Consider the following 26,555-nt stretch of genomic DNA (forward strand, 5'->3'; position numbering starts at 1 on the left):
GGCAATCACATCCGGAAGAGGCCGAAGCCCGGCTCAGGCAGCGGGGTGGCCGCGGCGATATCGAGCGCCATGCCGAGCACATCTCTGGTGTCTTTGGGGTCAATGATTCCGTCATCCCACAGGCGGGCTGTCGAATAGTAGGGGCTGCCCTGGCGTTCGTACTGTTCGCGGATGGGCTTCTCGAACTCGGCCTTGTCGTCGTCGGTGAAGGCGTCTTCGCCTAGTTGATCGCGGCGCACCGTGGAGAGCACGGCAGCAGCCTGCGGGCCGCCCATGACCGAGATGCGGGCGTTGGGCCACATCCACAAGAAGCGCGGCGAATACGAGCGACCGCACATCGAGTAGTTGCCGGCACCGAACGAGCCACCGATCACGACCGTGAATTTGGGAACGCGCGTTGTCGCCACCGCGGTCACCATCTTTGCGCCGTTCTTGGCGATGCCACCGGCCTCATATTCCTTGCCGACCATGAAGCCAGAGATGTTCTGCAGGAACAGCAGCGGGATGCCGCGCTGATCGCACAGTTCGATGAAGTGAGCACCCTTGAGCGCCGATTCGCTGAACAGCACCCCGGCGTTGGCGACGATGCCGATCGGATGCCCGTGCAGCGTCGCGAAGCCGGTGATGAGCGTTGTGCCGTATTCCTTCTTGAACTCGTGGAACTCGCTGCCGTCAACGAGCCGCGCGATTACTTCGCGCACTTCGTACGGGCTTTGCACGTCGGTGGGTACGACGCCGTAGAGCTCGTCAGGGTTCACGGCGGGAGGCCGCGAGGCAACAACATCCCACGCGGGAGCGGCAGGCTTGGGGATGGTCTTGATGATGTCCCGCACAATTTCGAGCGCGTGGCGGTCGTCGTCGGCCAGGTGGTCGGTGACGCCAGAGGTGCGCGCGTGCACGTCTCCCCCGCCGAGTTCTTCGGCCGTGACGATCTCGCCGATGGCCGCCTTCACGAGCGGCGGACCGCCCAAGAAGATTGTGCCCTGATTGCGCACGATGATCGTTTCGTCGCTCATTGCGGGAACGTAAGCGCCACCCGCGGTGCACGAGCCCATGACCGAAGCAATCTGCGGGATGCCCGCGGCCGACAGCCGAGCCTGGTTGTAGAAGATGCGCCCGAAGTGGTCGCGGTCGGGAAAGACCTCGTCTTGCATCGGGAGAAAGGCGCCGCCCGAGTCAACGAGGTAGACGCACGGCAGCTTGTTCTCAAGCGCGATCTCTTGCGCCCGCAGATGCTTCTTGACCGTGAGCGGAAAGTACGTGCCGCCCTTGACCGTCGCATCGTTCGAGATCACGAGCACGGGGCGAGAGTGGATGAGGCCGATACCGGCAATCACGCCAGCACCGGGAGCCTGGTCGTCGTAGATTCCATTCGCGGCGAGCGGGGCGATCTCGATGAAGGGGCTGCCCTCGTCGAGCAGTTCATCGACTCGGTCGCGCGGCAGAAGCTTGCCGCGGGAGACGTGGCGTTCGCGAGACTTCTCAGAGCCACCGAGGGCCGTCGTCGCGAGTCGTTCGCGCAATTGCTCGACAAGGCCGCGCATTGACTCTTCGTTAGCCGCAAACGTCGGGTGGGACGGTTGAGCGGCCGTGGAAATCTTCTCCATCGAACACCTTCGTTCAGCGCAGCTTGTGGCCACTTGGGTTAGTCATTACTAACTGAATTTAGGTTAGCGAGCATTAACCGAACTGTCTAGACTCAGAACATGAACGAGACGCCAACTCCGCGCAGCCAAGCGAAGGCCGACCGACGCGAGGCCCTCCTCGACGCCGCCGCCAGCCTCTTCGCCGAGCGCGGCTTCACGCGCGTCTCGCTCGAAGAACTCGGCTCGGCCGCCGGCGTGAGCGGCCCCGCCGTGTACCGCCACTTCGACGGCAAACAAGACGTGCTCGCCGCGATACTGGTCGACGCCAGCTCCAACCTGTGCCGCGGGGCACAGACCGTGATCGAGCACGCCGCCACACCGCGAGCCGCGCTCGAAAGCCTCGTTCAGTTTCATGTGGAGTTTGCGCTTGGCAATGCCGACGTCATCCGCGTTCAAGACCGCGACCTCGACAGCCTGACCGCCAGCGACCAACACGAGGTGCGCGCCCTGCAGCGCAGCTACGTTGAACTGTGGGTTGGCGTGCTTGCCCAGTTGCATCCGGATGCCGCGACCACCGAGTTACGCACCCGCGCCCACGCCACTTTCGGGCTCATCAACTCCACTCCCCACAGCGGGCGGGCCGGCGCCACCAGTGCCGTGCTCGAGCGGATGGCGCTGGCCGCCCTCGACGCCTAACCGCCCGCTCGCCGCCTAACCGCCCTCTACGCGCGGTCGGCCGCCGTCATCCCGCCGCCGAACTCAGCGCCGCACGTAGCCGCCTCATTGGGTTACATCAGCACTTCCCCACGGGGCGTACAGTGCCAGCACAGTGCCTTGATAGACCCGGCCCGCAGTGTTGGTTTCGTACACCGGAGATTCCGGAAATGACGAAAAGGATCAACCATGAAGAAGACACTGATTGCAGGAGCGGCCGGAGTAGTTTTGGCATCGTGCGTCGGACTCGCAGTGGCCCTGCCCGCTCAGGCCGAGACTCTCACGACCGCCACCTCCAGCTCGAGCGCCTCTGAATCGGGCACTTCCGCCACCGGCGACCGTGCTGCCCGCGGTCACAGCCAGGGTGGCGCCCGAATTGATGCTGCAACTCTCGCCACCGCACTCGGACTCACCGAAACTGAAGTCTCTGACGCCGTGACCGCCGTGCGGGACGCAACCGAACCATCCGAAACAACCCTCGATAAAGACGCGACCGCCGATGAAAAGATGGCCGCCAAGGATGCCCGCCAGGCCGCGTTCGCGACGGCTCTCGCTGCCGAACTCAACGTTGACGAAGACGCGGTAACCACCGCACTTGCTGACATTCGAACTGACCGCGAAGCCGCCAAGGAAGCTTCTGGCGACGAACGCGTCGGCGGCGGTGACGGTAACGGCGAAGGCACCCCAGGCGCCCGCGCAGGCCACGGCGATCGCGGCGACGTCGCAGACCGACCCAACCGTGATGATGACGCTGACGCGGTCGAAGAAGCACCCACCGACGACTAACCACCACCCAGCACCTCCCCCGAGGACGAAGGGCCTGCGACTGATCGGTCGCAGGCCCTTCTTTGTCTTCAAAGCAGACTCTCTGGCGGCTCCTTGCAAGCTCTCAGCTATTTCATGAGGCCGGGATAGCAACTCCCCGTATTCCTTAGACCATGCACAAGAAACCTCTGCGAAAACGGCACATCGTCATCGGCTCCGTGCTGGTGCTCGTGCTCGGTCTGGGCAGCACCGCTGCGTGGGCTCTCGATCGATTTGTCATCGAGCACGTCGAGATTTCTGACGTCGCGCAGTACGAAGCCGACAACAGCACCACCACGAGCGCCGAGCCCACGACCACGACCACGACCACGACGTCCACGGAACCCGTTCTCACCGAGACGAGCTATACCTCCGACGACTCCAACGTCACAATCTCCACGGTCGTCTCTGGCAGCGGTGCCGACACCGTCACCTACTACGTCGCGGATGTCGAACTGACGGAGGCCACTGCCCTGCGGTCGGCATTTGCTCAGAACAGCTTCGGTGAGAACATCATCGACCTCACCTCGTCCATCGCGGCTGAGCACGATGCGATCTTCGCCATCAACGGCGACTACTACGGCTTTCGAGACACTGGCATCGTCATCCGCAACGGTGTCACCTACCGCGACGAACCGGCCCGCGATGGGCTCGCGTTCTATCTCGACGGCAGCGTCGAGGTCTATGACGAAACCACTACCTCTGCCGACGAGCTGATCGCCGACGGCGTCTGGAACACGCTCTCCTTCGGGCCCGCAATTGTTGAAGACGGCGATGTCGTTGCCGGTATCGAGAACGTCGAGATCGACACCAACTTCGGCAATCACTCCATCCAGGGCGAACAGCCCCGCACTGCGGTCGGCGTGATCGACGACAACCATCTCGTCTTCGTTGTCGTCGATGGTCGCGACCCCGGCTACAGCGCCGGTGTGACCCTGCCCGACCTCGCCGTCATCATGCAAGATCTCGGTGCCACTACCGCCTACAACCTCGATGGCGGCGGCTCCTCGACCATGTACTTCAACGGCACCGTCATCAACCAACCGTCCAATGGCGGAGAACGCGAAACCTCAGACATCCTCTACGTGGGAGCCGCATCATGATCATCCTCATCCCCTCCTTTGAACCGGATGACCGCCTCCTGCAGCTCGTGTGCGATCTGCGCGCGACTGCCCCTCTGCTCCGCGTCGTCGTCGTGGATGACGGCAGCGGCCCGGCCTATGCCGACCTGTTCGCGGCTGTGCAGCACGCCGGCGCCGACGTGATCGGCTACGACGACAACCGCGGCAAAGGGCACGCCCTCAAATTCGGCTTCCGCTCTATCCGCAAAAATCACCCCGGTGAGGCCGTCGTCTGCGCAGACAGCGACGGCCAACACACAGTGGGAGACATCCTGCGCGTGGTTGCCCAACTGCAGGCGTCCGACGGCGCGATGGTTCTCGGCGGTCGCGCCTTTGCGGGCGACGTTCCCACCCGCAGCCGCTTTGGCAACGCCGTCTCACGCGCAGCCTTCAAATTCGCCACCGGTGTTGCCGTGCGCGACACTCAGACCGGGCTGCGCGGCTACCCCGCCACAATGCTCGACTGGCTACTCGGCGTGAAAGGCGAACGGTTCGAGTATGAACTGAATGCATTGCTCGGGTCGCGCTCGGCCGGCATCCGCATCGAAGAAATCGAGATTGAGACGGTCTACTTGCAGCACAATGCCTCTTCGCACTTTCGACCGATCGTTGATTCGGTAAAAGTCTTCGCGCCACTGCTGCGCTACATTTCCTCTTCTCTGGCGGCCTTCCTGATCGACGCGATCGGGCTTTTCATCCTCTTTGCCCTCACGCAGTCGCTGCTCGTGTCGGTGGTCGGCGCCCGGCTCGTGAGCGCCTCCGTGAACTTCCTCATCAACCGCCATCTCGTGTTCAACGCCAGCAATCGCGAACATGTGGCGCGGGATGCCCTGCGCTACGTCATTCTCGCGCTCGCGCTCGTCGCCTCCAGCTACGTATGGCTCTCGGTACTCGTCGACTGGGGCGTTCCGCTCGTCATCGCCAAGGTCTTCTCCGACGTCACGCTCTACATCATCAGCTTCCAGGTGCAGCGACGCTTCGTTTTCAAGTCAGGGGCAGCACCCGGATCACCGGTGCAGTCAGAGACTGACGCAGCGCTCGGTGCTGATCGACCAGCCCTGCGTACCGCGGCTAGGAGCCACGGTACTAGCGTGTAACTATGAGTGACGCTCCCAAGAAAACAGCACAAGTGCGCACCGTCGTGGTCGCCTTCGTTGCCAACCTTCTCGTAGCAATTGCAAAATCGATCGCAGCATTGATCACCGGTTCGGCTTCGATGCTCGCCGAATCCGCACACTCGTGGGCCGACGCCGGCAATGAGATCTTTCTCCTCATTGCCGAACGCCGCTCGGTAAAACCTGCCGATGCGAGCCATCCACTCGGATTCGGACGTGAGGCCTACGTCTGGTCACTCTTCGCGGCCGTCGGCTTGTTCACCGCGGGTGCTGTCGTCTCGGTGCAGCACGGAATCTCCGAACTCATCGACCCAGAACCCGCCAGTGACTTCGGAATCGCCTACCTCGTGCTCGGGATCGCCGCTGTGCTCGAAGGCGTTTCCTTCGTGCAGTCGATGGTCCAAGCCAAAAAGGGAGCCGCTCGCTTCGGCCGCCGCACCCTCGAATATGCCCTCAACAGTTCCAACACCACCCTTCGTGCGGTGCTGGCCGAAGATGCTGCCGCCCTGATCGGCCTCACCATCGCCTTCTTCGGCATCCTGCTGCACCAGCTCACCGGCAATTCAGTGTGGGATGCCGTTGGTTCGCTTGCGATCGGCCTCCTTCTCGGTGTGGTGGCGGTCGTTCTCATCAACCGCAATCGTCGGTTCCTCGTCGGTCAAACGCCGGGCGACGCTGCGCGCGCTGTAGCGGGGCGGGCTCTCGCCGAGCATCCCGAAATCAGTCGGGTCACCTACCTGCACCTCGAGTTCGTAGGCCCGTCACAACTGTTCGTCGTCGCAGCCATCGACCTGGAGGGCAACCATCGCGAAGAAGAGGTCGCACGTCAACTGCGTGAGCTCGAACGCTCGATCGAGGGCAACGATCTGATCAAGAAGGCCGTGCTGACGCTGTCTGTCAGCGACGAGCCGTCGATCAGCTTCGACTAGCTACGAGGGGCTAGGACGAGGCGCGGTCTGAAGACAGGCCGCCCAAGCGCCGCAAGACGGCGTTCAAGAGCGTGCCCGCGGCATCCGGAATCACATGGTGGTTGAGGTAAATACCCTCAAGCCACGGCAAGACCTCTTCAGCGGCAAGCCCGATGACGTTCCAGTCAATACCGGGCACAGCTTTGGAGCGCGGCTCGCCCGTGCGCGGATCGGTCCACGCTTGAGCAATCGGTCGGTCGGGCTCTGACTCCCCTGCGCCCCAGAGCAGCGCAATCGGATGATTCTCGCCCTCGATGTGGTCGTGCGTCACGGTGCCGGCACCGAGCCACGGGAGCGTCAAGAGCTCTCCCTCGACCTCGATCTCGAGCAGATCGAGCTGCACCGGCTCTTCGACCTCGCAAATGTAGAGGTCGAGCCCGGCATCGTGCCACGCCGCGGCCTGGGTGATGTCGTCGAGCAGCTTCGGCAGCAGCGCGTGAAAGGCGCTGGCAAGCTGCGTTGCCCACTGCAGGAGCACTCGGGTGTCGTTGGCCGACCACGGGCTCGAGCCGCGATGCTCACCCGCCGGAGTGTGGAAATGGTGATTGCTGCCCGCACTCGTTGTCTCGAAGTGCAGTTGCCCATCGGCATACTCGACGTAGAGATCGCTCACCTGAGCTTCGTCGTCCCAGTCGCCAAAGAGCTCGGGAGCTTTCAGTGCTGGCGGGAGGTCGAGCGCCGGTGAGCGCTGCGTTCCGAGGTTGAGCACTGCCCGCAGACGCGTGTTGGGCATGCGCAGGCTGAGATCGGTCATTCGGTGGTCGTTGCTTCCGCCGGAGCATCCGCGCTCGATGCCGTTGCCTCTTCGGGCTTGGCGGCGATTCCCATGATGGAAATGATGACGATCATGATCGCACCGCCCACGAGGGCAATGTCGGCGATGTTGCCGATGAAGTAGCCGTTGTAGTTGATGAAGTCGACGACGTGACCGCGGGCGAAACCAGGGTCACGGAACAGGCGGTCACCGAGGTGAGTGATGGCACCGCCGAGGAGCATGCCGAGCGCGATGGCCCAGGCGCGGGACTGAACCGTCCACGCGTACCACGTGATCGCGACCACGGCGAGCGCCGCAATAATCGTGAGCACCCAGGTGTATTCCTCCGCGAGAGAGAATGCGGCGCCGGGGTTGTAGACGAGCTGGAACGACAGCAGGTCACCAATGATGGGGATGTTGATGCCGCCACCGAGGTTGGTTTCAGCCCACCACTTGCTGAGCTGGTCTGCCGCGATCACGAATGCCGCGAGCGCAAAGACACCCACCAGCAGACGGCGCGGTGCGCGTGAAGGAGTGGTGGCCGCAGCAGGGTCGAGATTCTCGGTCATAAGACCATTCTTACCTGTTGCGGCCACCGCTGCTTTCACACCATCGTCAAAACGGTGCCGGGGTCGTTCAGAATCGAACCAACATCGGTCAAGAAACGGGCGCCCTGCTCGCCGTCGACAAGACGGTGATCGAACGACAGGCTCAAGGTCATGACGTCGCGCAGGGCGATGTCGCCGTGGTGTTCCCACGGCATCCTGCGAACAGCACCCATCGCCAGAATCGCGGCTTCTCCCGGGTTCAGGATGGGAGTGCCCGCGTCGATACCGAAGACGCCCACGTTGGTGATCGAAATAGTTCCACCATTGAGCGATGCCGGAGTTGCTTTGCTCGCTCGCGCATTGCGCGCCAAGTCGCCGATCGCGTCGGTGAGCTCGGCGAGGCTCATGGCATCCGCATCCTTGAGGTTCGGCACCATCAGACCCCGGGGCGTCGCGACAGCGATACCCAAGTTGATGTAACCGAACTCGACAATCTCGTTCGCCTCGGCATCCCACCGCGAATTGAGCGACGGATGACGAGCCACACCGATGCACAGCGCCTTCGCGACAACGGAGAGAACGGACGCTGCGGTGCCTTTCGCCTTCAGCTTCGCCACCAGCTCCACCGTGCGCGTGACATCGATCGTCAAGAACTCGGTGACGTGGGGCGCCGTGAACGCACTCGCAACCATCGCGGCCGCGGTTGCCTTACGCACCGACTTGATCGGCGTGCGGGTTTCGAGCGGACGTGTGCCCGCGAAGGCTCTCGCCGTCTGCGGTGCGGCTGCTCCCGCCACAGTGTCGTCGCCCGACTGCTTATCAGCGGGCGACTGTTCTGCCGCGCTCAGCACATCGTCGCGCGTGATGATGCCCTCGGGACCCGTGCCGGTCAGTTGCGTCAGGTCGACGCCGCGATCAGCCGCGAGCTTGCGCACCGGTGGAGTCGTCTTGGTGCGGGCGTCGGAGGGGATCACGGCAGGCTCGGATGCAGTCTGTGGTGCGGCCTGTGGCGCGGTCTCGGGTTCAGGCGCTGGCGCGGCCGCTGGCGCGGGTTCTGCCACAGTCGCAACCGAAGGGGCTTCCGCTGCCGCTGCGGATGCCGCCCGCGCGGCGCGAGGCTTGCGCGTAGGGCGCTTGCCGCTCTCGACGGCGGGACCGTACCCGACGAGCACAGCGTTGCGCTCAGGGGCAGCCTCAGCGGCCGGCGCCTGTTCTCCGCTATCCGCTTTCGCGCTCTCTGCGCCAGCGCCAGCAGAGGCACCACCGACAGCCGGAGTGCCAGCCGCGTCAGGGGCGGCGTCTGGGCCGCCATCCAACTCGAACGTGACGATGCGCGTGCCTACCTGCACGGTCGAACCGGGCTCAGCGTGCAGTGCCGAAATCTTGCCGGCGACTGGCGAAGGCAGGGAGACAATCGCCTTGGCGGTCTCCACCTCAGCAATGGGCTGGTTGAGCGTCACGAGGTCGCCGACAGCAACATGCCATTCAACGATCTCAGACTCGGTCAAACCCTCACCCAGATCGGGCAGAGCAAACTCCTTGACAGCCATTACGCGCTCCAACCGGTGAGTGAATTCACGCGACCCAGCGCACGGTCAACACCGTCAAGGATGCGGTCAAGGTCAGGCAAGAAGTGGTCCTCCAACTTTGCGGCCGGATACGGCACATCGAAGCCCGTGATGCGCACGGGAGCTGCCTCCAAGTAGTAGAAACAGCGATCCGTGAGTGTTGCAGCGATCTCGGCACCGAGGCCGCCAGATTCCGCAGCCTCGTGGGTGATCACGAGCCGTCCCGTCTTGCGCACGCTCGCCTCAACAGTGTCGAAGTCGACCGGGGAGAGCGAGCGAAGATCAACCACCTCGATAGAGACGCCGTCATCAGCTGCGGCGACTGCGGCATCCAGAGCCGTGGCGACGAGCGGGCCGTACGTCACCAGCGTGACGTCGGTTCCCTCGGTCACGACGCGCGCTTTGCCCATGGGCAGAGCGGTGGCGTCTTCGTCGACCTCACCCTTGGTCCAGTAGCGACGTTTGGGCTCAAAGAACAGAACCGGGTCGTCGCTCGCGATTGCTTCGCGCAGCATGCTGTGGGCATCCTGCGGCGTCGAACACGTGACAACGCGCAGTCCAGCGGTGTGGGCGAAGTACGCCTCCGGTGACTCAGAGTGGTGCTCGACAGCGCCGATACCTCCGCCATACGGAACACGGATCGTCAGCGGCATCCGCACCTTGCCGGCGGTGCGGTAGTGCAGCTTGGCGACCTGGGCAACGATCTGGTCGAAGCCCGGGTAAATGAAGCCGTCGAACTGGATCTCGCAGACCGGGCGGTAGCCACGGAAAGCAAGGCCGACCGCCATACCGATAATTCCGGCTTCGGCGAGAGGGGTGTCGATCACACGGTCTTTGCCGAAGTCGCGCTGCAGCCCGTCGGTCACGCGAAAAACGCCACCGAGAGTACCGATGTCTTCACCAAGCAAGACAACTTTGTCGTCGTCGCTGAGCGCACGCCGCAACCCAGAGCCGAGAGCTTTCGCAAGAGTTAGTTCGGTCATTTCTCAAACCCCTCAAGGTAGGCCTTGTACTGGCTCTTTTGACGCGCCAGCCCCGAGTGCTCGGTTGCATAGACGTTGTCGAACACACTGAGCGGTTCGGGATTCTCGAGCGCCAAGCATCCGGCGCGGAATTCTGCCGCCACTGCATCTGCTCGACCCTGAATGGATGCCGCCAGTTCGTCGGTCAGCACCCCTTCGCTGCGCAAAAAGGCTTCCACGCGCGCAATGGGATCTTTCGCTTCCCATTCCTTGGCAACAACCGGGTCGACATAGCGGCTCGGGTCGTCGGACGTCGTATGCGGCCCGCGACGATACGTCACTGCTTCGATAAACGTGGGCCCACCGCCATTGCGGGCACGATCGAGGGCGCTGCGCGTTGCCGCCATCACAGCCAACACGTCGTTGCCATCGACCCGGATGCTCGGAATCCCGAACCCCGGAGCACGGTCGGCAATCGGCCGCTGAGCTTGAAGCCCCACGGGCTCAGAGATCGCCCACTGGTTGTTCTGGCAGAAGAAAATCACGGGAGCGTTGAAGGAGGCCGCGAACACCATCGCTTCGCTGACATCCCCCTCGCTCGTCGCGCCATCGCCAAAGTAGGCGACCGAGACGCTGTCGACGCCGTCAAATTTGCACCCGACCGCATAGCCGGTGGCGTGCAGCGTCTGGGCCCCGATGATGACGGCCGGCGTTGCCATACCGACTTCGAAAGGATCCCAACCAGAGGCTGCTGTGCCGCGCCAGACCCGCACTAGGTCAGGCAGCTGCACTCCGCGGCAATACGCCACCGCATTCTCGCGATAGCTGGAGAAGACAAAGTCGTCGGGGCGCAGAGTGCGGGCAGAGCCGACTTGAGCAGCTTCCTGCCCGAGGAGCGGCGGCCAGAGGCCAAGTTCGCCCTGACGCTGCAGAGCGGTTGCTTCCGTATCGATACGGCGCACGATGATGAGGTCTTCATAGAGACTCGCGAGCTGATCACCGGTGACGTCTGACACCCAAGGGTCATAGAGTTCGTCGCTTAACCGTTTTCCGTCTGGGTCAAGAAGTTGCACAAACTCAGGAGTTTGCTTCTTCGCTCCAGGAATCTGGGCTTTCACGGGCACGGTGGTACTCATCGTTTCTCCGATCCGCCAGCGCGCCTGCTGATGTGCTGCGCTCTAGCGATCCTCACAACCGCGATTGGTAAATCGCAGGTTGATCCGAGCCTCGTCGCTCGGAGTTAATCTGACGGTACCTACCCCGCGGGCGGGGCACAAGGTTCCACGCCAAAGTTGCCCCAGATTGTGAGGATGACCGGCATACTGTCAGCGCAGGAGTCGCCACCGTTGGCGTCGCTCAGTGTCGCAGGAATCACGGCTGCCGCAGTCCCCCAAATTGGACGCGATCGTTGTCGGCGGGGGCCTCGCCGGATTGGTCGCGGCGGCTGAATTGCTCGCGGCGGGCAAGCACATCGCGCTCGTCGAGCAGGAGCCAGAGGCGAGTCTTGGCGGCCAAGCGTGGTGGTCGTTCGGCGGGATGTTCCTCATTGATTCGCCGGAACACCGACGCCTGGGCGTCAAAGACTCTCTCGAGCTCGCTACGCAGGACTGGTTCGGCACTGCCAGTTTTGATCGAGACGAATACGAGTGACCGCGCCGCTGGGCGGAGGCCTACCTTCAGTTTGCTGCCGGTGAGAAGCGCGAGTGGCTCCGCGAGCGCGGGAGCTCGGGTTCTCAACGGCGACCGCATGTGGCACTGCGTGGAGGGCATCCAGAACTGGGATCCGGTGTGGCCGAAGCATGGCATCCGCATCCTCCCCGGCCCGTCGAGCGTGTGGCTTTACGCGACCGGCTACGACCACTCGTGGTTCGTACTCACTCAGGCCATCATCGAAAAGGAGTTCGCTCTCTCCGGCAGCGAACAGAACCCTGATCTCACCGGCAAAAGTGTGCGCGAACTCCTCACGCAACGGCTCGGCAAGGGTGCGGCAGCCCCGGTCGAAGCCTTCAAGGAGCACGGCGCCGACTTCATCGTCGCCGACACCCTCGCCGAACTTCTTGACGGCATGCAACAGCTCACCCCCGACATCGCAATCGATGCGGAACACGTGCGCCGCGAGGTTGAAGCTCGGGATCGCGAACTCACCAATAAGTTCACCAAGGATTCCCCAATCACTGCGCTGCGCCAGGCGCGCAACTATCTCGGAGACAAACTGATTCGGGTGGCCAAGCCCCACCGCATACTCGATCCGAAAGCGGGACCGCTGATTGCGGTCAAGCTCAACATTCTTACCCGCAAGAGTTTGGGCGGCATCCAGACTGATCTCTCGGCACGAGCGCTCGAGGGCACGTTTCTCGGCGGTTGCCTTTTCAGCGGGAGTGCCGCCGGCCGAAGCGTGGCGAGGCGGAGTGTCGCCACCGAGTAAGTGTCAGATTTGGCTCTCGCCGCCGTTAGAATCGCAGGGTGAACGACGCATCGACTCCCCTTCCTCCTGCCGGCTGGTATCGCGATCCCGCCGGAGGAGCCGCACCCCGTTGGTGGAGTGGAACCGCCTGGGCTGCCGCCAACACGGTGCCCGAAGATGCGACCCCGTTGCCGACTCCTGCTCCTGCCGCTGCAGCAGCTACATCCTCTGCGCAATCGGGCACTGCCCCTGCCGCGACGCCACCAGCAGCGACCAATTCGGTGCCTCCGATTACGCCCGTTTCTCCTGCCGCAACGACGCCGGCTGCAGCAACGGTTGGTGCCCCACCAGTCGTGAACCCGGCCGCCAACTACACCTATGCAGCCCCCAGCGACGTCAGCGATACCGGAACGAACACCTGGCAAATGTGGGTATTTGTGCTCTTGCCGCTGATTTCACTTCCCGGCCTGTTCGCCATCGACCTTGACGCCCTCGTCCCGCGCCCGACAGATACTCCGACCGACGCCCAGCTGCGCCTGCTCGTTGATCCCGGCTACCTGTGGATGATGATCTCCGGTTGGCTCATGTTCCTGGTCAACATTCCCTTGGCGATCTTCGACCGACGCGAACTCGATCATCGCGGCATCGACCGCCCCTTCCACTGGGCGTTCATCTTCCTCGGTTGGCTGATCTACGTCATCGGCCGTTGTGTTGTGGTCAAGAATCGCACCGGTCAAGGACTCGCGCCGATGTGGGCAGCGTTCGGCGTCTTGGCCATCATGTTTGCGACAACGGTCGTGTTCATGGGCATGTTGTTCAGCCGGGCAGTAGAAACTCTCTAGCGCGCGACTGACCAGGCGCGGCGCTTCACGAGAATGTGACCGCGCTTAGTCGATAGTCGCGTCCACGCTCCAGATTCATAGACGGATGCCGCCTCATCATCGGCGAGAAAACCCAAGCTAACGGCTGCGAACCCTGCACCGGCGGGCAGATAGTCGGGCTCGTCTAGCGGACGCCCCCAGACTTCGGTGCGCACTTTGTGCACGATCGCTTCGCCGGTTCCAGTGGGAATAGCGGCGGCGACTTCTTCGATGCCTGCCCGTGCTGCCTCTTCAAGCACAGCACTCGGCACAGAATCGATCGCGACCCAGCCCCCGCGCGGTGGCGTGATGGCAGCCCACGTGACGGTGTTGACGCTCATCGGCAAGTTGACGGCAACAGGCTCAGAAAAGCTAGCGGCAGAAGCCTCGACGGCGCTCTCAATGCGGCCAAGCAGGGAGCGAACCGGAACGACGGCATCGAAATCATCCGTTGAAGACAGAGCGAAGGTGCGCAATCCAAGCACGGTAGGGCTCTGGTCAAGGAGCCCCGCAGGGTGAAGAACGGAAACATAGACGGCGAGAACGCCGGCGCCACCGATGAGTCGCACAGAGCCCTCATCGACTCGGGCGGCACGGCCCAAGAAAACCTGCAGATCTCCCAGCGCCAGGGAATCCACCAAAGTAAACGATCCAGTCATAGGCCTCTAAACTACAGGCATGAGCGACCCTATGTCTGGGCTTCTGACTGCCCTCGATCTGACCGACACCGGCGCACGAACAAGCGAAGACATTTTCACTGGTCCCAGCCAGTGGATGCCGCAGGGCCGCGTCTTCGGCGGCCAGGTGTTAGCGCAGGCTCTCGTTGCCGCGCAACGCACTCTCGCTGAGGACCGCGTCGTGCATTCCATGCACGGATATTTCCTCCGCCCGGGCGACGTGAACCTTCCGATCACGTTCTCTGTTGACCGCATTCACGATGGTCGCTCCTTCTCAACGCGGCGCACTCAGGCGTATCAAGAGGGCGTGCCGATCTTGTCGGCAATCGCTTCGTTCCAGGATGACGATGAAGGGCTCGACCACCAGATCGACATGCCCGCAGATCTTCCTGACCCGGAGTCGCTGCCCACGACCGCTGAGTCACTGGCGAGCGTCGATCATCCGGTCGCTCGCTATTGGGCATCTGAGCGCCCCTTTGACATGCGCTACGTCACCTCGCCCATCTTTATGAGCGTTGATGGCGGCAGCGTCGCGCATCAGGCCGTGTGGATCAAGTCGGTTGGCCCGATGCCCGACGACATGAACCTGCACCGGGCAGCGCTGGCGTATGCCAGCGACTACTCAATTCTGGAATCAATCATGCGACGCCACGACCTCGCCTGGGTCACTCCCGGAATCAAGGTGGCGAGTCTTGACCACGCCATGTGGTGGCATCGCGAAGCTCGAGTGGATGAGTGGCTCCTCTATGTGCAGGAGTCTCCGACTGCCATTGGTGGCCGTGGCCTCTCACTCGGTCGAATCTACGATCGCTCTGGCCGTTTGATCGCGAGCGTTGCGCAAGAGGGAATGGTGCGCCCTCCTCGCTAGAAGGCCCCGATTCGTCAAATTGGACGGCTCTTTTAGTTCCGATAGGTAACAAACAAGTAACAAAGATGACCCCGCTCGATCCCTACTGTGCCGCGGATCGCGCCCGGTCGCCGTCACTGGATGTCCCCAATCTGGTGGACCTGAAACTGCGGAAAAACCCAAAAAACGTTACCGTTGATATCGGCCTTGCTGGCGGTGTGCCCCTTTTTTGGGCCCTGTAAGCAAGGTGCTACGAAATCAGGCCGCGCGCGCCACCCCGTCACCGGGATGTCGCTCGTACGGTTGTTTCGCAGTGGAGTTGCTCCGAAAGCGCTCCCCTATCTTTTCCCAGCAGAACCACCTTGGAATTGACAGAGCCCTGCGTTCAACCCGGACCGTAATCGAGAGAAGCGAAGCCCTTAAGGTGCCGAGTAATCAGGAGAACGTGACCGAGAAATTTGCTGTTAGCGCGAAGAACATCTACAAGGTGTTCGGCCGCCGTCCACAGGAAGCCGTTGAGAGGCTTCAGCATGGCGCCACCCGCGATGAGATTACTGACCTAGGAACAGCAGCGGTCATCGATGCGAGCTTCGACGTTCGCCCCGGTGAAATCTTCGTAGTCATGGGCCTTTCCGGTTCCGGAAAATCCACCCTCATCCGCATGCTTAACGGACTGTGGGACACCACATCGGGCAGCGTCACCGTCGGTGGCGACCTGATCACCGGCATTTCCGGTCCCAAGCTTCGCGAGGTTCGCCGCCGTCACATTTCGATGGTGTTCCAACACTTCGCCCTGTTCCCGCACCGCACCGTTCTTGAGAACGCGGCCTACGCCCTCGAAGTTCAGGGAATGCCGAAGGCTGAACGTCTCGCTCGCGCCCAGAAGACCATCGACCTCGTTGGTCTCAAGGGCTGGGGCTCCAAGATGCCCTCCGAACTTTCCGGTGGAATGCAGCAGCGCGTCGGCCTCGCCCGCGCCCTCTCTGCCGATACCGACATCCTCCTCATGGACGAGGCATTCAGTGCTCTCGACCCGCTGATTCGTCGCGAAATGCAAGAGCAGCTGCTCGAGCTTCAGACCGAACTCGGCAAAACCATCATCTTCATCACTCACGATCTCAACGAGGCAATGTTCCTCGGAGATCGCATCGCAGTGATGCGTGACGGCCGCATCGTTCAGATCGGCACGCCAGAAGACATCCTCACCGACCCGGCCAACGACTATGTTGCTCAGTTCGTTCAGGATGTTGACCGCTCGCGTGTTCTCACGGCCGCCAGCGTCATGGAGCCCGTCCGTGCGACGGTCTTCGCCAGTGGCGGACCGCGCGCAGCACTGAAGGTTATGCGTGACCTTCAGACCTCAACTGCTTTCGTAATCAGCCGCGACCGCACGCTCCAGGGCGTCGTTCGCGATGCTGACGTGATGAAGCTCGTCCGCAAGGGCGTCAGCGACCTGACAACGATCTTGAGCGACGAATACAACGCGGTGGACGAAAACACCTACCTGTCGGAACTTTTCGTTCCCTCGGTCGAAAGCCCTCTTCCGCTCGCCGTTATCGACGAGCGTGGCCGCCTGCGGGGTGTCGTACCTCGCGTTACTCTGCTTGCTGCTCTCGGCAACGTCACGACCGACACCGATGAATTTCAAGCCATCGAACCGCCTCTTACCGTCTCGACCTCGGTCATCACCGACGCCCTTGACGCCAGCGATACGAGCTCCGACGCGAAGGAGGACGCACGATGAACGACTTCCTCAGAATTCCCCTCGGCCAGTGGGTCGAAAACGGTATTGACTACATCACCGAGACTTTTGGCGCCTTCTTCGACGTCATCAAGTTCATCATTGCGTCGATCTCCGACGGAATGAACTTCCTCTTCACCTCCCCACCCTTCTGGGTCATCCTGATCATCTTCGCCGTCATTGCTTTTGTGGCTCGCGGTTGGATGTTCTCGGTAGGAAGCATCCTTGGTTTTCTGCTTATTCTCACGCTTGACCAGTGGGAAAATGCTATGGACACCATGGCGCTCGTGCTCGTCGCGGCCTTCCTCGCCATCATTATCAGTGTTCCGTTAGGAATTCTGGCGGCTAAATACCGAACGGTCTCGACCATCGTGAAGCCGATCTTGGACTTCCTGCAGACGATGCCCGCCTTCGTTTACCTGATTCCTGCGCTCATCCTGTTCCGCATAGGTGACGTTCCCGGAATCGTCGCAACCGTGCTCTTCGCTCTTGCACCCGGTGTTCGCCTCACGGAACTCGGAATTCGCGGTGTGGATAGCGAAGTTGTTGAAGCCGGCCAGGCTTTCGGCGCATCGCCCGGCCGCATCCTTCGACAGATTCAGCTTCCGCTGGCTCTGCCGTCAATCATGGCCGGCATAAACCAGGTCATCATGCTCTCGCTCTCCATGGTCGTTATCGCGTCCATGGTTGGTGCCGGCGGCCTCGGCCAGCCCGTTATCCAGAGCTTGAGCCGAGCGGATGTCGCACTCGGCTTCGAGGCTGGACTGTCTGTAGTTATCTTGGCCATCTTCCTGGACCGCCTCACGGCATCCTTCGGTTCGGGCAAGGGTTACTTCCAGTTCATTATCGAGTCCTTCAAGGTTCGTAGCCGTAGCGAAGAATCTGAAGTGGTTGACACCACCGCAGACAGCTCGGCCGCTACGACCGAACCAGCCGAACACACTCCCCCCGTTCGCTAATTTTCGGGCGCCAACCCGCGCTCGTTTCCCGCATGCAGAAAATCCTGTATGCATCGACGTCAACATCGTCGACGCTTTAGCGTTGACAGAAAAGGACGACACAATGAAGAAGCAGACACGTGCTGCAATTGCAATCGGAGCCGCTGCGCTCCTCGGTCTGTCGGCTTGCGCCGCAGGCGGAGACGACACCGCGTCCGGCGACGCTGTTGAGAGCAAGGATCTCAGCATTGCCGTATTCAACGGATGGCCTGAGGGCGAAGCAGTTTCGTACCTCTGGAAGGCAATCCTTGAAGAAAAGGGTTACAACGTAGAGCTCGAATACGCTGACGTTACCCCGATCTTCTCGGGCCTCAGCACCGGTGACTACGACATCGCGCTTGACGGATGGCTCCCCATCACTCACGCAAGCCTGATGGAAGAGTACGGCGACACCATTGAAGACCTCGGCGCATGGAACAGCGAAGCTGGCCTGACCGTTGCAGTCAACTCTGATGCCCCCATCGATTCGCTCGACGAGCTCGCAGCAAACGCTGACGCTTTCGGCAACCGCATCGTTGGTATCGAGCCTGGTGCAGGACTCACTGAAGCAGTCCTGAACAACACCATGCCGACCTACGGCCTCGACGACATGGAACTTCTCACCTCGTCGACCCCCGCCATGCTTGCTGAACTGCAGGCTGCACTCGACAACGGCGAGAACATTGCCGTCACTCTCTGGCGTCCGCACTGGGCCTACGATGCATTCGACATCAAGGACCTTGCTGACCCCGAGGGAACGCTCGGAGACGTTGAAGAAATTCACTCCTTCGCACGCGACACCCTGAGCGACGACATGCCTGAGGTCACCGAGTGGATCTCGAGCTTCAAGATGGACTCCGAGCTGCTTTACTCGCTCGAGAACGTCATGTACAACGAGTACGAAGGAACCGACTTCGAGCCCATCGTTGCTGACTGGATTGCAGCGAACCAGGACTACGTAGACGGCCTCACCAGCTAATACTGTTGTAGCTTTCAGCGCTTCGGTGCTGTAACTCACGAAAAGGGGTCGCCTTCGGGCGGCCCCTTTTTGCGTGCGCACGGCAACCATCCGGTGTCACGCTAGGGTCGAATGGTGCCAGCAATTGATAATCCTGTCGTCGTCATCGCTCCCGATTCGTTCAAAGGCAGCCTGACCGCTGCGGATGCCGCGGCGGCTCTCGAACGTGGAGCCCGCGAAATGCTTCCCGAGTCAGCCACCGTGCTCACGTTCCCCATGGCTGACGGCGGAGAAGGTTCCCTCGACGCCGTACTGGCCGCCTGGCTCCAGCCGGCGCTCACGATGACGACGGTGGATGCCATCGGTCGCGAACGCGAAGCCAGCTACGGCCTCGACAGCGAAGGTCGCCGGGCGATCATCGAAGCCGCGCAGTCCAACGGACTCCCCTACGTCAGCGACGTGCCGCTACAGGCTTTGCGCGCCGACAGCTACGGCGTCGGCCTCATCGCCGCACGCCTCATCGAAAAAGGCGCGCGCGACGTGACACTCTTTCTCGGCGGCTCCGCAACCACCGACGGCGGTACGGGCATTCTCCGCGCGCTCGGTGCGCGATTCCTCGACGCCGAGGGCAACGAACTGGCACCCGGAGGAGGCGCGCTAGCCTCCCTCTCAACGATCGACCTCAGCGGGCTCATCGCCGGCGCACGGGAGACGCAGTGGCGCATCGCCGTCGATGTGACCAACCCACTGGTGGGAGAACAGGGCGCAGCCCACGTCTTCGGGCCTCAGAAGGGGGCTTCGGCGTCCGATGTCGCTGTCTTGGATGCCGGGCTCACCAGACTTGCCGAAGTGCTGGCAGAGACACCGCTGGCTGCCGAACGCGGCTTCTCTGCCGCCGGAATCTGCGCCCTGCCCGGCATGGGAGCCGGCGGCGGTATGGCCACTCCTCTTGTGGCGCTCTTCGGCGCAGAGTTGGTTCCCGGCGCCCAGCTGGTTGCCGATGCGATCGGGCTGAGCGAGGTAATCGCCAGCGCCAACATCATTCTCACCGGCGAGGGCCGCTTCGATTCGCAGTCGCTCGACGGCAAAGTTGTTGACTACCTGCGCGGCGCCAAAGGCCCAAGCGGGTGGCTCGCGGTAATTGCGGGCAGTGTGGGAATGAGCCCGAGCGAAGCGAAGGCTGCTGGCATCGACGTAGCTCTGCCGCTGGGCTCAGGTATCGAGAGCCGCAAAGAACTCTTCCAGCTGGCGGCTCCGCTGCTCGAAGCGCGTGGCGCGCACGCTATCGCCGAATGGTTCGAACCCACCGACCTCGACGCCGAGTTCAGAGATGAAGAGGGCGACGACGACGCGACGCTCGGCAACTAGCGTCTGGCAGCTAGCGCTTGGCACCTAGCGTCTGACAGCTAGCACTCGGGAATTAGCGCGTGCGACTAGCGCCGCTTGGCGAATTGAAGCGGTTCCTCGGCGTAGTCGTTGAATACAGCGCGTTGCGCTTGGCTAATGCGCATGGGCCGTGAAGTTGCAACATCAACAAGCACCAATGTGGTGGATGCTCGAACGAAGAGTTGCTGGGGCTCAACGCCCACGGGAGTGTAAATCTCGTAGCAAACTTCGAGGCTTGCTCCCCCGACGCGCCCAATCCACATCTGGATGTCGATGGGTTCGCGCATGTACGGAATCGGAAGCAGGTATTCGATTTCTTGACGCGCAATAAGCGTCATGGTGGCGCCGCCTGGACGACCATCGAGCACGGCGGTGAGGGGCGCATCCGCTCCCGCTACTGGCCAGAATGCGTGAATGCGCGCCTCTTCGAGGAGACGAAACACTTCGGCGTTGTTGACGTGTTGGTACGCGTCAACGTCTGACCAGCGCAGCGGGAGCGGGATGTGCAATCTCATGGCTAGTCGCGGGTGAGCTTGCGGTAGGCGCTGCGGTGAGGCTTGGCCGCGTCGGGGCCGAGACGCTCGATCTTGTTCTCTTCATAAGCGTCGAAGTTGCCCTCGAACCAGTGCCAGTAACCGGGATTCGTTTCCGAACCTTCGTAGGCGAGGATGTGGGTCGCGATGCGGTCGAGGAACCACCTATCGTGAGTGATCACCACAGCGCAGCCGGGGAACTCGAGGAGCGCGTTTTCGAGGCTTCCGAGAGTCTCGACGTCCAGGTCGTTAGTCGGTTCGTCAAGCAGGAGAAGGTTTCCGCCCTGCTTGAGCGTGAGCGCGAGGTTCAAGCGGTTGCGCTCACCACCGGAGAGCACACCGGCCTTCTTTTGCTGGTCTGGACCTTTGAAGCCGAACTGCGAGACGTACCCGCGCGACGGAATTTCAGTCTTGCCGACCTGGATGTAGTCCTGGCCGTCAGAGACAACTTCCCACAGCGTCTTGTTGGGGTCGATGCCGCCACGAGTCTGGTCGACGTAGGAGATGTCGACTGTTTCGCCGACCTTCAGGTCTCCAGAGTCGAGCGGCTCAAGACCCACGATGGTCTTGAACAGCGTGGTCTTACCGACACCGTTCGGGCCAATGACTCCCACAATTCCGTTGCGGGGAAGGGTGAAGCTGAGCCCATCGATCAGGATGCGCTCGTCGAAACCCTTCTTGAGGTTCTTGGCGTCGATGACCTGCGCACCGAGGCGTGGCCCCATCGGGATGACGATTTCTTCGAAGTCCAACTTTCTGGTCTTCTCCGCTTCGTTCGCCATTTCTTCGTAGCGTGCGAGTCGAGCCTTCGACTTGGTCTGGCGGCCCTTGGAGTTGGAGCGCACCCACTCGAGTTCGCTCGAGAGACGCTTCGCGAGCTTGGCGTCTTTCTTGCCCTGCACCTGAAGACGTTCTTGCTTCTTCTCGAGGTAGGTGGAGTAGTTGCCCTCGTAGGGGTAAAGGTGACCGCGGTCGACTTCAGCAATCCACTCGGCGACGTGGTCGAGGAAGTACCTATCGTGGGTTACGGCCAGTACGGCGCCCGGGTACTTGGAGAGGTGCTGCTCGAGCCAGAGAACACTTTCGGCGTCGAGGTGGTTAGTGGGCTCATCGAGAAGCAGCAGGTCGGGCTTCTGAAGGAGCAGCTTGGTGAGCGCAACACGGCGCTTCTCTCCACCGGAGAGTTTGTTGACGGGCCAGTCTCCTGGCGGGGTGCGCAAGGCATCCATTGCTTGTTCAAGCTGGGAGTCGAGGTCCCACGCATCAGCAGCGTCGATGTCTTCCTGAAGCGAACCCATTTCAGCCATGAGCGCGTCAAAGTCGGCGTCTGGCTCAGCCATTTCGAGGCCAATGGCCGCGTGACGGTCAACCTTGGCCTTGATCGGTCCAACGCCTTCTTGCACGTTTTCGAGAACCGTTTTGGTTTCATCGAGTTCGGGCTCCTGCATGAGGATGCCGACGGAATACCCAGGGCTCAGGCGGGCTTCACCGTTGCTGGGGATGTCGAGGCCCGCCATGATCTTGAGGATTGTGGACTTACCGGCACCGTTAGGGCCAACCACACCAATCTTCGCGCCGGGATAGAACGACATTGTGACGTCGTCAAGGATGAGCTTGTCGCCGACCGCTTTTCGCGCGCGCACCATGGAATAAATGAATTCGGCCATGTGACCATTCTACGGAGCGCTGGGCGTGAGTCGAACCCGATTCGGGACTACCAGTCGATTGCGCGGGTCTTTCCGACAAGACAGCCGCCGGTGCCCAAAAGCGGTTCGATGGATGAGACGTAGTTATCGGGAGCAAACTGGCCAAGCAGGCACTCTCCCTTGATGCGCACGGAGACCACGATGGAGTCTGTGGCGAGGCCGATAGCCGTGGTGTCTGCAGTAACTTCCATGTCTTGCTTTTCGAAGCCGTTTTCGATGAGGTTGTCGACGATGCTGCGGCCATCTCCGCGACCGTTCGCTTCGAAGTACTCGGTGTTGATCTGATCGAAGAATTGACGATTAGCAACGGCATTCTCGCCGGGGCGCAGCATGGGGGCGGTCTCGCTGGCTTCGGGAGCCGGCGTCGTTGATGTTGTGGGGGTTGCTGTCGGTTCGGGCGTCTCCGCTACGCAACCGCTGAGCGCGACTGCTGCCGCCAAGGTAAGGGCAAGAACTGCACCGAGTCGGCGAGTGGGTCGTACGCGCATTGCATTCCCTTCATCGGCCACGAGACTTCAGGGCCGCATCAAGTCTAGATTGCTTGCGCGCACGATCCGCTCAGAAGGGCTTGACTGCGCTGCTTCCCGCCGCAATGAGCTCGCCTTCTTCAGCGGCGTCAGCGTCAGCGTCAGCGTCAGCGTCAGCGTCAGCGTCAGCGTCAGCTGCGGGGAACGTATCGTCGCTCTCGGTCTGGTGACTCGCTGAGCTCACACTGGAGATGGTTCGAGAAAACTGAGCAGTGCCCCACATGAGATCGTGACCGAGCGAGTCTGCTTCAATCTCGATATTGGTGCCGCTGCGGTCAGCGTTCTCCCATTCGCGAATCTTCAGTCGCCCGCTGAGCACGACGCGATCGCCCTTGCCGATCGACGTAGCGCTGTTGATCGCGAGCTGGCGAAACGAGGTGATCGTGTACCAGTTGGTTTCGCCATCGATCCACCGCTGATTGCTGCGGTCAAACCGACGTTGCGTAGACGCGAGCCGGAATGACGTAATGGGCAAACCTTCACTCGTGACGATGTGCCGTGGGGTCGTCGCGACGAGCCCCGAAACGGTAATGGTGTCTGACATATCTGCTCCTTGGTCTGGGCCACGAAGCGAACAACGCGGCCGATGTGGGAGACAGATGCGGGCCGACACTCGTGCCGGGAAGCCGACCCGGCATCCGTCTGACACCAGTGTTCGTCAGCACGCCAGAGCGAGCGAGATGCGCCTAAGCATCTGTGGATGCCGGACACACCGCGCCCGCTATCAGGAGAAGTGGGCGATCAGCCTAGTGCTCGCGGAACTCGGGCCACGCCGTGCCGGGAAGCAGGTTCGCGTGCAGGGCAGCCTTCGCGGCATCCAGAGTCGGATACACCGCTCGATAGTCTTCGTCTTTCAATAACTTGAAGGTGAACCCGTCTGTTACCCGGTGCACCGAGCCAACTGCTCCTGCCTGCGTGAATGCCACCCAGGTTTGTCCGGTCAGAGTGTGGTTTGTCATTTCCGAACCTCCTTCGAATTAGTAAGAAAGCGACGCCACTGTCGCTTGTTAACGACCGTACGCCGCCTCGCGACGAAGATAAAGACCTTCGTGCGAGACGGCGCACAGATTATGTCGCTGCCGAGTACTACTTGATGTAGCTCGAGAACGATGAACGAATTTTGTTGACCTTGGGCAACGCAACCGCCATGCAATACCCCTGGCCGGGGTTCTTCGCGAAGAAGTCCTGGTGGTAGTCCTCAGCCTTGTAGTAGGTGTCGAGTGGCTCGATCGTCGTCACGATGCCGCCATCCCAATATTCGGATGCGCGGTCACGGGCAGCCTCGAAGAGAGCTTTCTGCTCGTCGTCTTCGTAGAACATCGCCGAACGGTACGACGATCCCACGTCGTTGCCCTGCCGGTTGAGCTGGCGCGGGTCGTGGAGGGTGAAGTACACGTCAAGAATGACTTCGTCGGGGATGACCTCAGGGTCGAAGGTGACGGCAACCGCTTCTGCGTGGCCGGTGGTCTCAGTGCACACCAGTTCGTAGCTGGGGTTGGGCACTGTGCCGCCGGTGTATCCAGAGACTACGTCGGTGACGCCGTTGAGGGTGCGGTAGACCGCATCGAGGCACCAGAAACAGCCGCCTGCGAGATGAAATGTGTGCATAAGTTGAGCCTACTTTCTTGGGCTGGATGTCTCATACAACGCACACCTCGCGTGCCGTGTTCCCTCAGTCGCTGGGCATATGCTGAACGAATGCCTTACGAAGCCTCCCTCGCCAGATATGACACCGCCGAATATCACCGCGTAGGCCGCAGCGGCCTCACACTTCCCGCGATTTCGTTGGGATTGTGGAACAACTTCGGTGATGACCGCCCCCGCGCAACGCAACGAGCGATTCTGCGCCGCGCGTTCGACCTCGGCATCACTCACTTCGACTTGGCCAACAACTACGGCCCCGAAATCGGTGCCGCCGAGCGCAACTTCGGCGAGATCTTTGCCGACGACTTCGAGCGCTATCGCGATGAACTGATCATCTCGACCAAGGCCGGCTACATGATGGGAGTCGGCCCCTACCAAGACTGGGGTTCACGCAAATATTTGCTCTCGTCTCTCGACGCAAGCCTCGACCGCATGGGCCTCGACTATGTCGACATCTACTACCACCACCGCCCCGACCCCGAGACCCCTATCGAAGAAACGATGGGCGCATTGGCGACCGCAGTGAACTCGGGCAAAGCGCTCTACGTTGGTGTCTCGAATTACAGCCCCGAGCAGACCGTAGCCGCCGCTGCCGCACTCGCGGAGTACGGCATCCCGCTGACCATTCACCAGCCGCGCTACAACATGTTTGATCGCCACATCGAAAGCGGACTCTTTCCCGTGCTCGACGAAATCGGCGCCGGCAGCATCGTGTTCTCCCCGCTCGCGCAGGGTTTGCTCACCGACCGCTACTTGGATGGCACGATCCCCGACGGATCTCGTGCGTCTGAGGGTCGCTGGCTCCAGCCCGGCCCCATCGGTGACACCTACCTGCAACGCGTTCGGGCCCTGAACGAGATTGCTCAGAACCGTGGGCAAAGCCTCGCTCAGCTCGCGCTGACCTGGGTGCTGCGTCATCCGCAAGTTACGTCTGCGCTTGTCGGAGCCAGCAGTGTCGCGCAGTTGGAGAACAACTTTGCCGCCCTCGAGGGCCCAGCATTAACGGATGCCGAACTTGCCGCCATCGAGCCACTCGCGTTCGACGGTACGGCTTTGCGCTAGCCAAACCTCGTCATTGAGGTGCTCCTGACGCACGAATGTCAGTGTTCGAACATATATTCGAACAACACACATTCGCGTTCGATATTTGTCAGGAGCACCCATGACCACCACTCTCGATTTCGCTGGCCCTACGCGCTCGATTCGCTCAAGCGTCGTGACTGTTCAACTCAACGACGACCTGTGGCGCATTACCCGCCAGGATGGCGAAGTGTTGGGCTACGTTCACCGCTGGCAATCCGCTGCAGGGTTTCGTTTTCAAGCCAAGCGCATGCTTCAGCGCCAACGCCGCTTCTTGCCCCTCGGAGACTTTTGGACCATCGACGATGCTCTCGATATCTTCCGGTTTTGATGTGACGCGCCTGTCGCTATCGGGTCACGTGCGCTAGCCGGGTTACAGTTCCAACATGATTCTTGAGTGGTGGAACGACATCGTCGACTGGTTCAACTCTGATGCAGGCTGGACGTTTATTACGAACGCTCTAGTGCCCTTCCTCGCGATTGTTGTCGGAGGAATCATTGTCGGGCTCATCGCGCGCTCTTCGCTGCGTCGCCTTATCGGCCACCAAGACCGCCAAGCCAAGGCTGCCGCCGTCGCTGCTCTTATTTCATCGGGCCGTCGCGCTGCCGCCTGGAGCACTCTCTCCGCCGGCGAAAAAGAGCACGTCGACTACCAGGCAAGCGAAGCCGAAGTTCGAGTGCGCCTCCTCCCCCTCAAGGGTGCAAACATCGCCGCCGACTGGGCTTCTCACAAGCTCGCGGCCATGAAGAAGAACTCCGTCAACTACAGCTTCCAGGCCGAACAAGACCTCGCAGAGCTTCAAGACGGCCTCATTGATTGGCAAGCCCGTCCCGGCCGCGCCAAGAAGCTCTTCGCTCAAGACCTCGCCAGCTGGAAATACGAAACCGGCGAAGCTGAAGACGAGCTCGTCGTCAAGCAGCAAGAATGGGCGTCGCGTCAAGCCGCCGAAGGCAGCTCAACACCGTCTACGGGTTCGTCCACACCGCCGTCTTCCGCTACCGCGTCAGGCTCGGAACCGACTCCGACAGTCGTCATCACTCCCGACCGCGACTAACAACGTGGACCACCACACGG

General features: G+C 61.6%; 27 protein-coding genes and 1 pseudogene. 15 read left to right on the forward strand and 13 right to left on the reverse strand.

From position 1 onward, the window contains the following. Positions 1-5: 5 nt before the first annotated feature. Complete coding sequence (locus ACWFSR_RS09185; RefSeq protein WP_197135993.1) at positions 6-1,607, reverse strand: carboxyl transferase domain-containing protein; 1,602 nt, start codon at positions 1,605-1,607, stop codon at positions 6-8. A gap of 99 nt (positions 1,608-1,706) precedes the next feature. Between ACWFSR_RS09185 and ACWFSR_RS09190 the strand changes: the two genes are divergently transcribed. From ACWFSR_RS09190 to ACWFSR_RS09210, 5 genes are all read left to right on the forward strand, one after another. Next, positions 1,707-2,282 carry a TetR/AcrR family transcriptional regulator gene (locus tag ACWFSR_RS09190; protein ID WP_197109748.1) on the forward strand — a complete coding sequence of 192 codons (576 nt, stop codon included), beginning with the start codon at positions 1,707-1,709 and terminating at the stop codon, positions 2,280-2,282. A 207-nt stretch (positions 2,283-2,489) separates the two neighbouring features. Next, complete coding sequence (locus ACWFSR_RS09195; protein ID WP_447522234.1) at positions 2,490-3,086, forward strand: hypothetical protein; 597 nt, start codon at positions 2,490-2,492, stop codon at positions 3,084-3,086. A 152-nt stretch (positions 3,087-3,238) separates the two neighbouring features. After that, a complete protein-coding gene (locus ACWFSR_RS09200) occupies positions 3,239-4,207 on the forward strand; it encodes a phosphodiester glycosidase family protein (RefSeq protein WP_447522235.1) in 969 nt (322 codons plus the stop codon). Next, positions 4,204-5,322 carry a GtrA family protein gene (locus ACWFSR_RS09205; protein ID WP_447522236.1) on the forward strand — a complete coding sequence of 373 codons (1,119 nt, stop codon included), beginning with the start codon at positions 4,204-4,206 and terminating at the stop codon, positions 5,320-5,322. Before ACWFSR_RS09200 ends, ACWFSR_RS09205 begins: the two co-directional genes overlap by 4 nt. 2 nt (positions 5,323-5,324) lie before the next feature. Continuing rightward, positions 5,325-6,269 carry a cation diffusion facilitator family transporter gene (locus ACWFSR_RS09210; RefSeq protein ID WP_197105970.1) on the forward strand — a complete coding sequence of 315 codons (945 nt, stop codon included), beginning with the start codon at positions 5,325-5,327 and terminating at the stop codon, positions 6,267-6,269. Positions 6,270-6,279: 10 nt separating this feature from the next. On the opposite strand, the gene ACWFSR_RS09215 is transcribed toward ACWFSR_RS09210, so the two are convergent. The 5 genes from ACWFSR_RS09215 to pdhA are packed head-to-tail and all read right to left on the reverse strand — an operon-like array spanning position 6,280 to position 11,276. After that, positions 6,280-7,062 carry a hypothetical protein gene (locus tag ACWFSR_RS09215; RefSeq protein WP_197105971.1) on the reverse strand — a complete coding sequence of 261 codons (783 nt, stop codon included), beginning with the start codon at positions 7,060-7,062 and terminating at the stop codon, positions 6,280-6,282. After that, positions 7,059-7,631: a signal peptidase II gene (locus tag ACWFSR_RS09220; RefSeq protein ID WP_231599672.1), complete on the reverse strand. Its 573-nt coding sequence runs from the start codon at positions 7,629-7,631 to the stop codon at positions 7,059-7,061. The genes ACWFSR_RS09215 and ACWFSR_RS09220 overlap by 4 nt, the downstream gene beginning before the upstream one ends. A 35-nt stretch (positions 7,632-7,666) precedes the next feature. After that, on the reverse strand, positions 7,667-9,160 hold the full coding sequence (locus tag ACWFSR_RS09225) for a dihydrolipoamide acetyltransferase family protein (protein WP_447522237.1): 1,494 nt from the start codon (positions 9,158-9,160) through the stop codon (positions 7,667-7,669). Next, positions 9,160-10,161 (reverse strand): alpha-ketoacid dehydrogenase subunit beta, encoded by a 1,002-nt coding sequence (locus ACWFSR_RS09230; RefSeq protein WP_447522238.1) that lies wholly within the window; start codon positions 10,159-10,161, stop codon positions 9,160-9,162. The genes ACWFSR_RS09225 and ACWFSR_RS09230 overlap by 1 nt, the downstream gene beginning before the upstream one ends. Further along, a complete protein-coding gene (gene pdhA, locus ACWFSR_RS09235; protein WP_447522239.1) occupies positions 10,158-11,276 on the reverse strand; it encodes a pyruvate dehydrogenase (acetyl-transferring) E1 component subunit alpha in 1,119 nt (372 codons plus the stop codon). The genes ACWFSR_RS09230 and pdhA overlap by 4 nt, the downstream gene beginning before the upstream one ends. Positions 11,277-11,517: 241 nt before the next feature. On the opposite strand from pdhA, the pseudogene ACWFSR_RS09240 reads away from it, so the two are divergent. Both ACWFSR_RS09240 and ACWFSR_RS09245 read left to right on the forward strand, forming a co-directional pair. After that, positions 11,518-12,565: pseudogene (locus ACWFSR_RS09240) on the forward strand (FAD-binding protein). A gap of 38 nt (positions 12,566-12,603) precedes the next feature. After that, positions 12,604-13,386: a hypothetical protein gene (locus tag ACWFSR_RS09245; RefSeq protein ID WP_447522240.1), complete on the forward strand. Its 783-nt coding sequence runs from the start codon at positions 12,604-12,606 to the stop codon at positions 13,384-13,386. Here ACWFSR_RS09245 and ACWFSR_RS09250 read toward each other — a convergent pair. Continuing rightward, positions 13,383-14,063 (reverse strand): hypothetical protein, encoded by a 681-nt coding sequence (locus ACWFSR_RS09250; RefSeq protein WP_197105977.1) that lies wholly within the window; start codon positions 14,061-14,063, stop codon positions 13,383-13,385. The genes ACWFSR_RS09245 and ACWFSR_RS09250 overlap by 4 nt on opposite strands. 31 nt (positions 14,064-14,094) lie before the next feature. Between ACWFSR_RS09250 and ACWFSR_RS09255 the strand changes: the two genes are divergently transcribed. The 5 genes from ACWFSR_RS09255 (at position 14,095) to ACWFSR_RS09275 (ending at position 19,972) form a co-directional block, all read left to right on the forward strand. Next, positions 14,095-14,949, forward strand: coding sequence for an acyl-CoA thioesterase (locus ACWFSR_RS09255; RefSeq protein WP_197107142.1), 855 nt, complete (start codon positions 14,095-14,097; stop codon positions 14,947-14,949). 424 nt (positions 14,950-15,373) lie between these two features. After that, positions 15,374-16,672 (forward strand): quaternary amine ABC transporter ATP-binding protein, encoded by a 1,299-nt coding sequence (locus tag ACWFSR_RS09260; protein WP_197105978.1) that lies wholly within the window; start codon positions 15,374-15,376, stop codon positions 16,670-16,672. After that, on the forward strand, positions 16,669-17,628 hold the full coding sequence (locus ACWFSR_RS09265; RefSeq protein WP_197105979.1) for an ABC transporter permease: 960 nt from the start codon (positions 16,669-16,671) through the stop codon (positions 17,626-17,628). Before ACWFSR_RS09260 ends, ACWFSR_RS09265 begins: the two co-directional genes overlap by 4 nt. A 103-nt stretch (positions 17,629-17,731) precedes the next feature. Further along, positions 17,732-18,625: a glycine betaine ABC transporter substrate-binding protein gene (locus ACWFSR_RS09270; protein ID WP_197105980.1), complete on the forward strand. Its 894-nt coding sequence runs from the start codon at positions 17,732-17,734 to the stop codon at positions 18,623-18,625. Between the two features lie 111 nt (positions 18,626-18,736). Then, complete coding sequence (locus ACWFSR_RS09275) at positions 18,737-19,972, forward strand: glycerate kinase (RefSeq protein ID WP_447522241.1); 1,236 nt, start codon at positions 18,737-18,739, stop codon at positions 19,970-19,972. Positions 19,973-20,037: 65 nt separating this feature from the next. Here ACWFSR_RS09275 and ACWFSR_RS09280 read toward each other — a convergent pair whose 3' ends face one another. From ACWFSR_RS09280 to msrA, 6 genes are all read right to left on the reverse strand, one after another. After that, the gene (locus tag ACWFSR_RS09280) at positions 20,038-20,505 is read right to left on the reverse strand and encodes an acyl-CoA thioesterase (protein ID WP_447522242.1); all 468 of its coding nucleotides are present in this window, start codon (positions 20,503-20,505) and stop codon (positions 20,038-20,040) included. Positions 20,506-20,507: 2 nt separating this feature from the next. Continuing rightward, positions 20,508-22,190 (reverse strand): energy-dependent translational throttle protein EttA, encoded by a 1,683-nt coding sequence (gene ettA, locus ACWFSR_RS09285; protein WP_197105983.1) that lies wholly within the window; start codon positions 22,188-22,190, stop codon positions 20,508-20,510. A 47-nt stretch (positions 22,191-22,237) separates the two neighbouring features. Then, a complete protein-coding gene (locus tag ACWFSR_RS09290; RefSeq protein ID WP_197105984.1) occupies positions 22,238-22,717 on the reverse strand; it encodes a DUF6993 domain-containing protein in 480 nt (159 codons plus the stop codon). A 70-nt stretch (positions 22,718-22,787) separates the two neighbouring features. Beyond that, positions 22,788-23,300: a single-stranded DNA-binding protein gene (locus ACWFSR_RS09295; protein ID WP_447522243.1), complete on the reverse strand. Its 513-nt coding sequence runs from the start codon at positions 23,298-23,300 to the stop codon at positions 22,788-22,790. Positions 23,301-23,502: 202 nt separating this feature from the next. Next, on the reverse strand, positions 23,503-23,715 hold the full coding sequence (locus tag ACWFSR_RS09300) for a methyltransferase (RefSeq protein ID WP_197105985.1): 213 nt from the start codon (positions 23,713-23,715) through the stop codon (positions 23,503-23,505). A 127-nt stretch (positions 23,716-23,842) separates the two neighbouring features. Continuing rightward, complete coding sequence (gene msrA / locus ACWFSR_RS09305; protein ID WP_197105986.1) at positions 23,843-24,364, reverse strand: peptide-methionine (S)-S-oxide reductase MsrA; 522 nt, start codon at positions 24,362-24,364, stop codon at positions 23,843-23,845. Positions 24,365-24,454: 90 nt separating this feature from the next. Between msrA and ACWFSR_RS09310 the strand changes: the two genes are divergently transcribed. The 3 genes from ACWFSR_RS09310 (at position 24,455) to ACWFSR_RS09320 (ending at position 26,535) form a co-directional block, all read left to right on the forward strand. After that, positions 24,455-25,462 (forward strand): aldo/keto reductase, encoded by a 1,008-nt coding sequence (locus tag ACWFSR_RS09310; protein WP_447522244.1) that lies wholly within the window; start codon positions 24,455-24,457, stop codon positions 25,460-25,462. Positions 25,463-25,562: 100 nt separating this feature from the next. Further along, a complete protein-coding gene (locus ACWFSR_RS09315; protein WP_197105988.1) occupies positions 25,563-25,811 on the forward strand; it encodes a hypothetical protein in 249 nt (82 codons plus the stop codon). 55 nt (positions 25,812-25,866) lie between these two features. Next, complete coding sequence (locus ACWFSR_RS09320) at positions 25,867-26,535, forward strand: hypothetical protein (RefSeq protein ID WP_197105989.1); 669 nt, start codon at positions 25,867-25,869, stop codon at positions 26,533-26,535. The last annotated feature ends 20 nt before the right edge of the window (positions 26,536-26,555 follow it).

Source organism: Salinibacterium sp. NYA9b, from assembly GCF_976973725.1.

Coding starts and splice junctions, on each gene's coding strand:
- ACWFSR_RS09200 (WP_447522235.1), top strand. CDS start 3,239: ATGCACAAGAAACCTCTGCGAAAACGGCACATCGTCATCGGCTCCGTG.
- ACWFSR_RS09310 (WP_447522244.1), top strand. CDS start 24,455: ATGCCTTACGAAGCCTCCCTCGCCAGATATGACACCGCCGAATATCAC.
- ACWFSR_RS09255 (WP_197107142.1), top strand. CDS start 14,095: ATGTCTGGGCTTCTGACTGCCCTCGATCTGACCGACACCGGCGCACGA.
- ACWFSR_RS09295 (WP_447522243.1), bottom strand. CDS start 23,300: ATGTCAGACACCATTACCGTTTCGGGGCTCGTCGCGACGACCCCACGG.
- ACWFSR_RS09250 (WP_197105977.1), bottom strand. CDS start 14,063: ATGACTGGATCGTTTACTTTGGTGGATTCCCTGGCGCTGGGAGATCTG.
- ACWFSR_RS09230 (WP_447522238.1), bottom strand. CDS start 10,161: ATGACCGAACTAACTCTTGCGAAAGCTCTCGGCTCTGGGTTGCGGCGT.
- pdhA (WP_447522239.1), bottom strand. CDS start 11,276: ATGAGTACCACCGTGCCCGTGAAAGCCCAGATTCCTGGAGCGAAGAAG.
- ACWFSR_RS09205 (WP_447522236.1), top strand. CDS start 4,204: ATGATCATCCTCATCCCCTCCTTTGAACCGGATGACCGCCTCCTGCAG.
- ACWFSR_RS09320 (WP_197105989.1), top strand. CDS start 25,867: ATGATTCTTGAGTGGTGGAACGACATCGTCGACTGGTTCAACTCTGAT.
- ACWFSR_RS09195 (WP_447522234.1), top strand. CDS start 2,490: ATGAAGAAGACACTGATTGCAGGAGCGGCCGGAGTAGTTTTGGCATCG.
- ACWFSR_RS09265 (WP_197105979.1), top strand. CDS start 16,669: ATGAACGACTTCCTCAGAATTCCCCTCGGCCAGTGGGTCGAAAACGGT.
- ettA (WP_197105983.1), bottom strand. CDS start 22,190: ATGGCCGAATTCATTTATTCCATGGTGCGCGCGCGAAAAGCGGTCGGC.
- ACWFSR_RS09185 (WP_197135993.1), bottom strand. CDS start 1,607: ATGGAGAAGATTTCCACGGCCGCTCAACCGTCCCACCCGACGTTTGCG.
- ACWFSR_RS09220 (WP_231599672.1), bottom strand. CDS start 7,631: ATGACCGAGAATCTCGACCCTGCTGCGGCCACCACTCCTTCACGCGCA.
- ACWFSR_RS09215 (WP_197105971.1), bottom strand. CDS start 7,062: ATGACCGATCTCAGCCTGCGCATGCCCAACACGCGTCTGCGGGCAGTG.
- ACWFSR_RS09190 (WP_197109748.1), top strand. CDS start 1,707: ATGAACGAGACGCCAACTCCGCGCAGCCAAGCGAAGGCCGACCGACGC.
- ACWFSR_RS09315 (WP_197105988.1), top strand. CDS start 25,563: ATGACCACCACTCTCGATTTCGCTGGCCCTACGCGCTCGATTCGCTCA.
- ACWFSR_RS09275 (WP_447522241.1), top strand. CDS start 18,737: ATGGTGCCAGCAATTGATAATCCTGTCGTCGTCATCGCTCCCGATTCG.
- msrA (WP_197105986.1), bottom strand. CDS start 24,364: ATGCACACATTTCATCTCGCAGGCGGCTGTTTCTGGTGCCTCGATGCG.
- ACWFSR_RS09270 (WP_197105980.1), top strand. CDS start 17,732: ATGAAGAAGCAGACACGTGCTGCAATTGCAATCGGAGCCGCTGCGCTC.
- ACWFSR_RS09280 (WP_447522242.1), bottom strand. CDS start 20,505: ATGAGATTGCACATCCCGCTCCCGCTGCGCTGGTCAGACGTTGACGCG.
- ACWFSR_RS09210 (WP_197105970.1), top strand. CDS start 5,325: ATGAGTGACGCTCCCAAGAAAACAGCACAAGTGCGCACCGTCGTGGTC.
- ACWFSR_RS09290 (WP_197105984.1), bottom strand. CDS start 22,717: ATGCGCGTACGACCCACTCGCCGACTCGGTGCAGTTCTTGCCCTTACC.
- ACWFSR_RS09225 (WP_447522237.1), bottom strand. CDS start 9,160: ATGGCTGTCAAGGAGTTTGCTCTGCCCGATCTGGGTGAGGGTTTGACC.
- ACWFSR_RS09300 (WP_197105985.1), bottom strand. CDS start 23,715: ATGACAAACCACACTCTGACCGGACAAACCTGGGTGGCATTCACGCAG.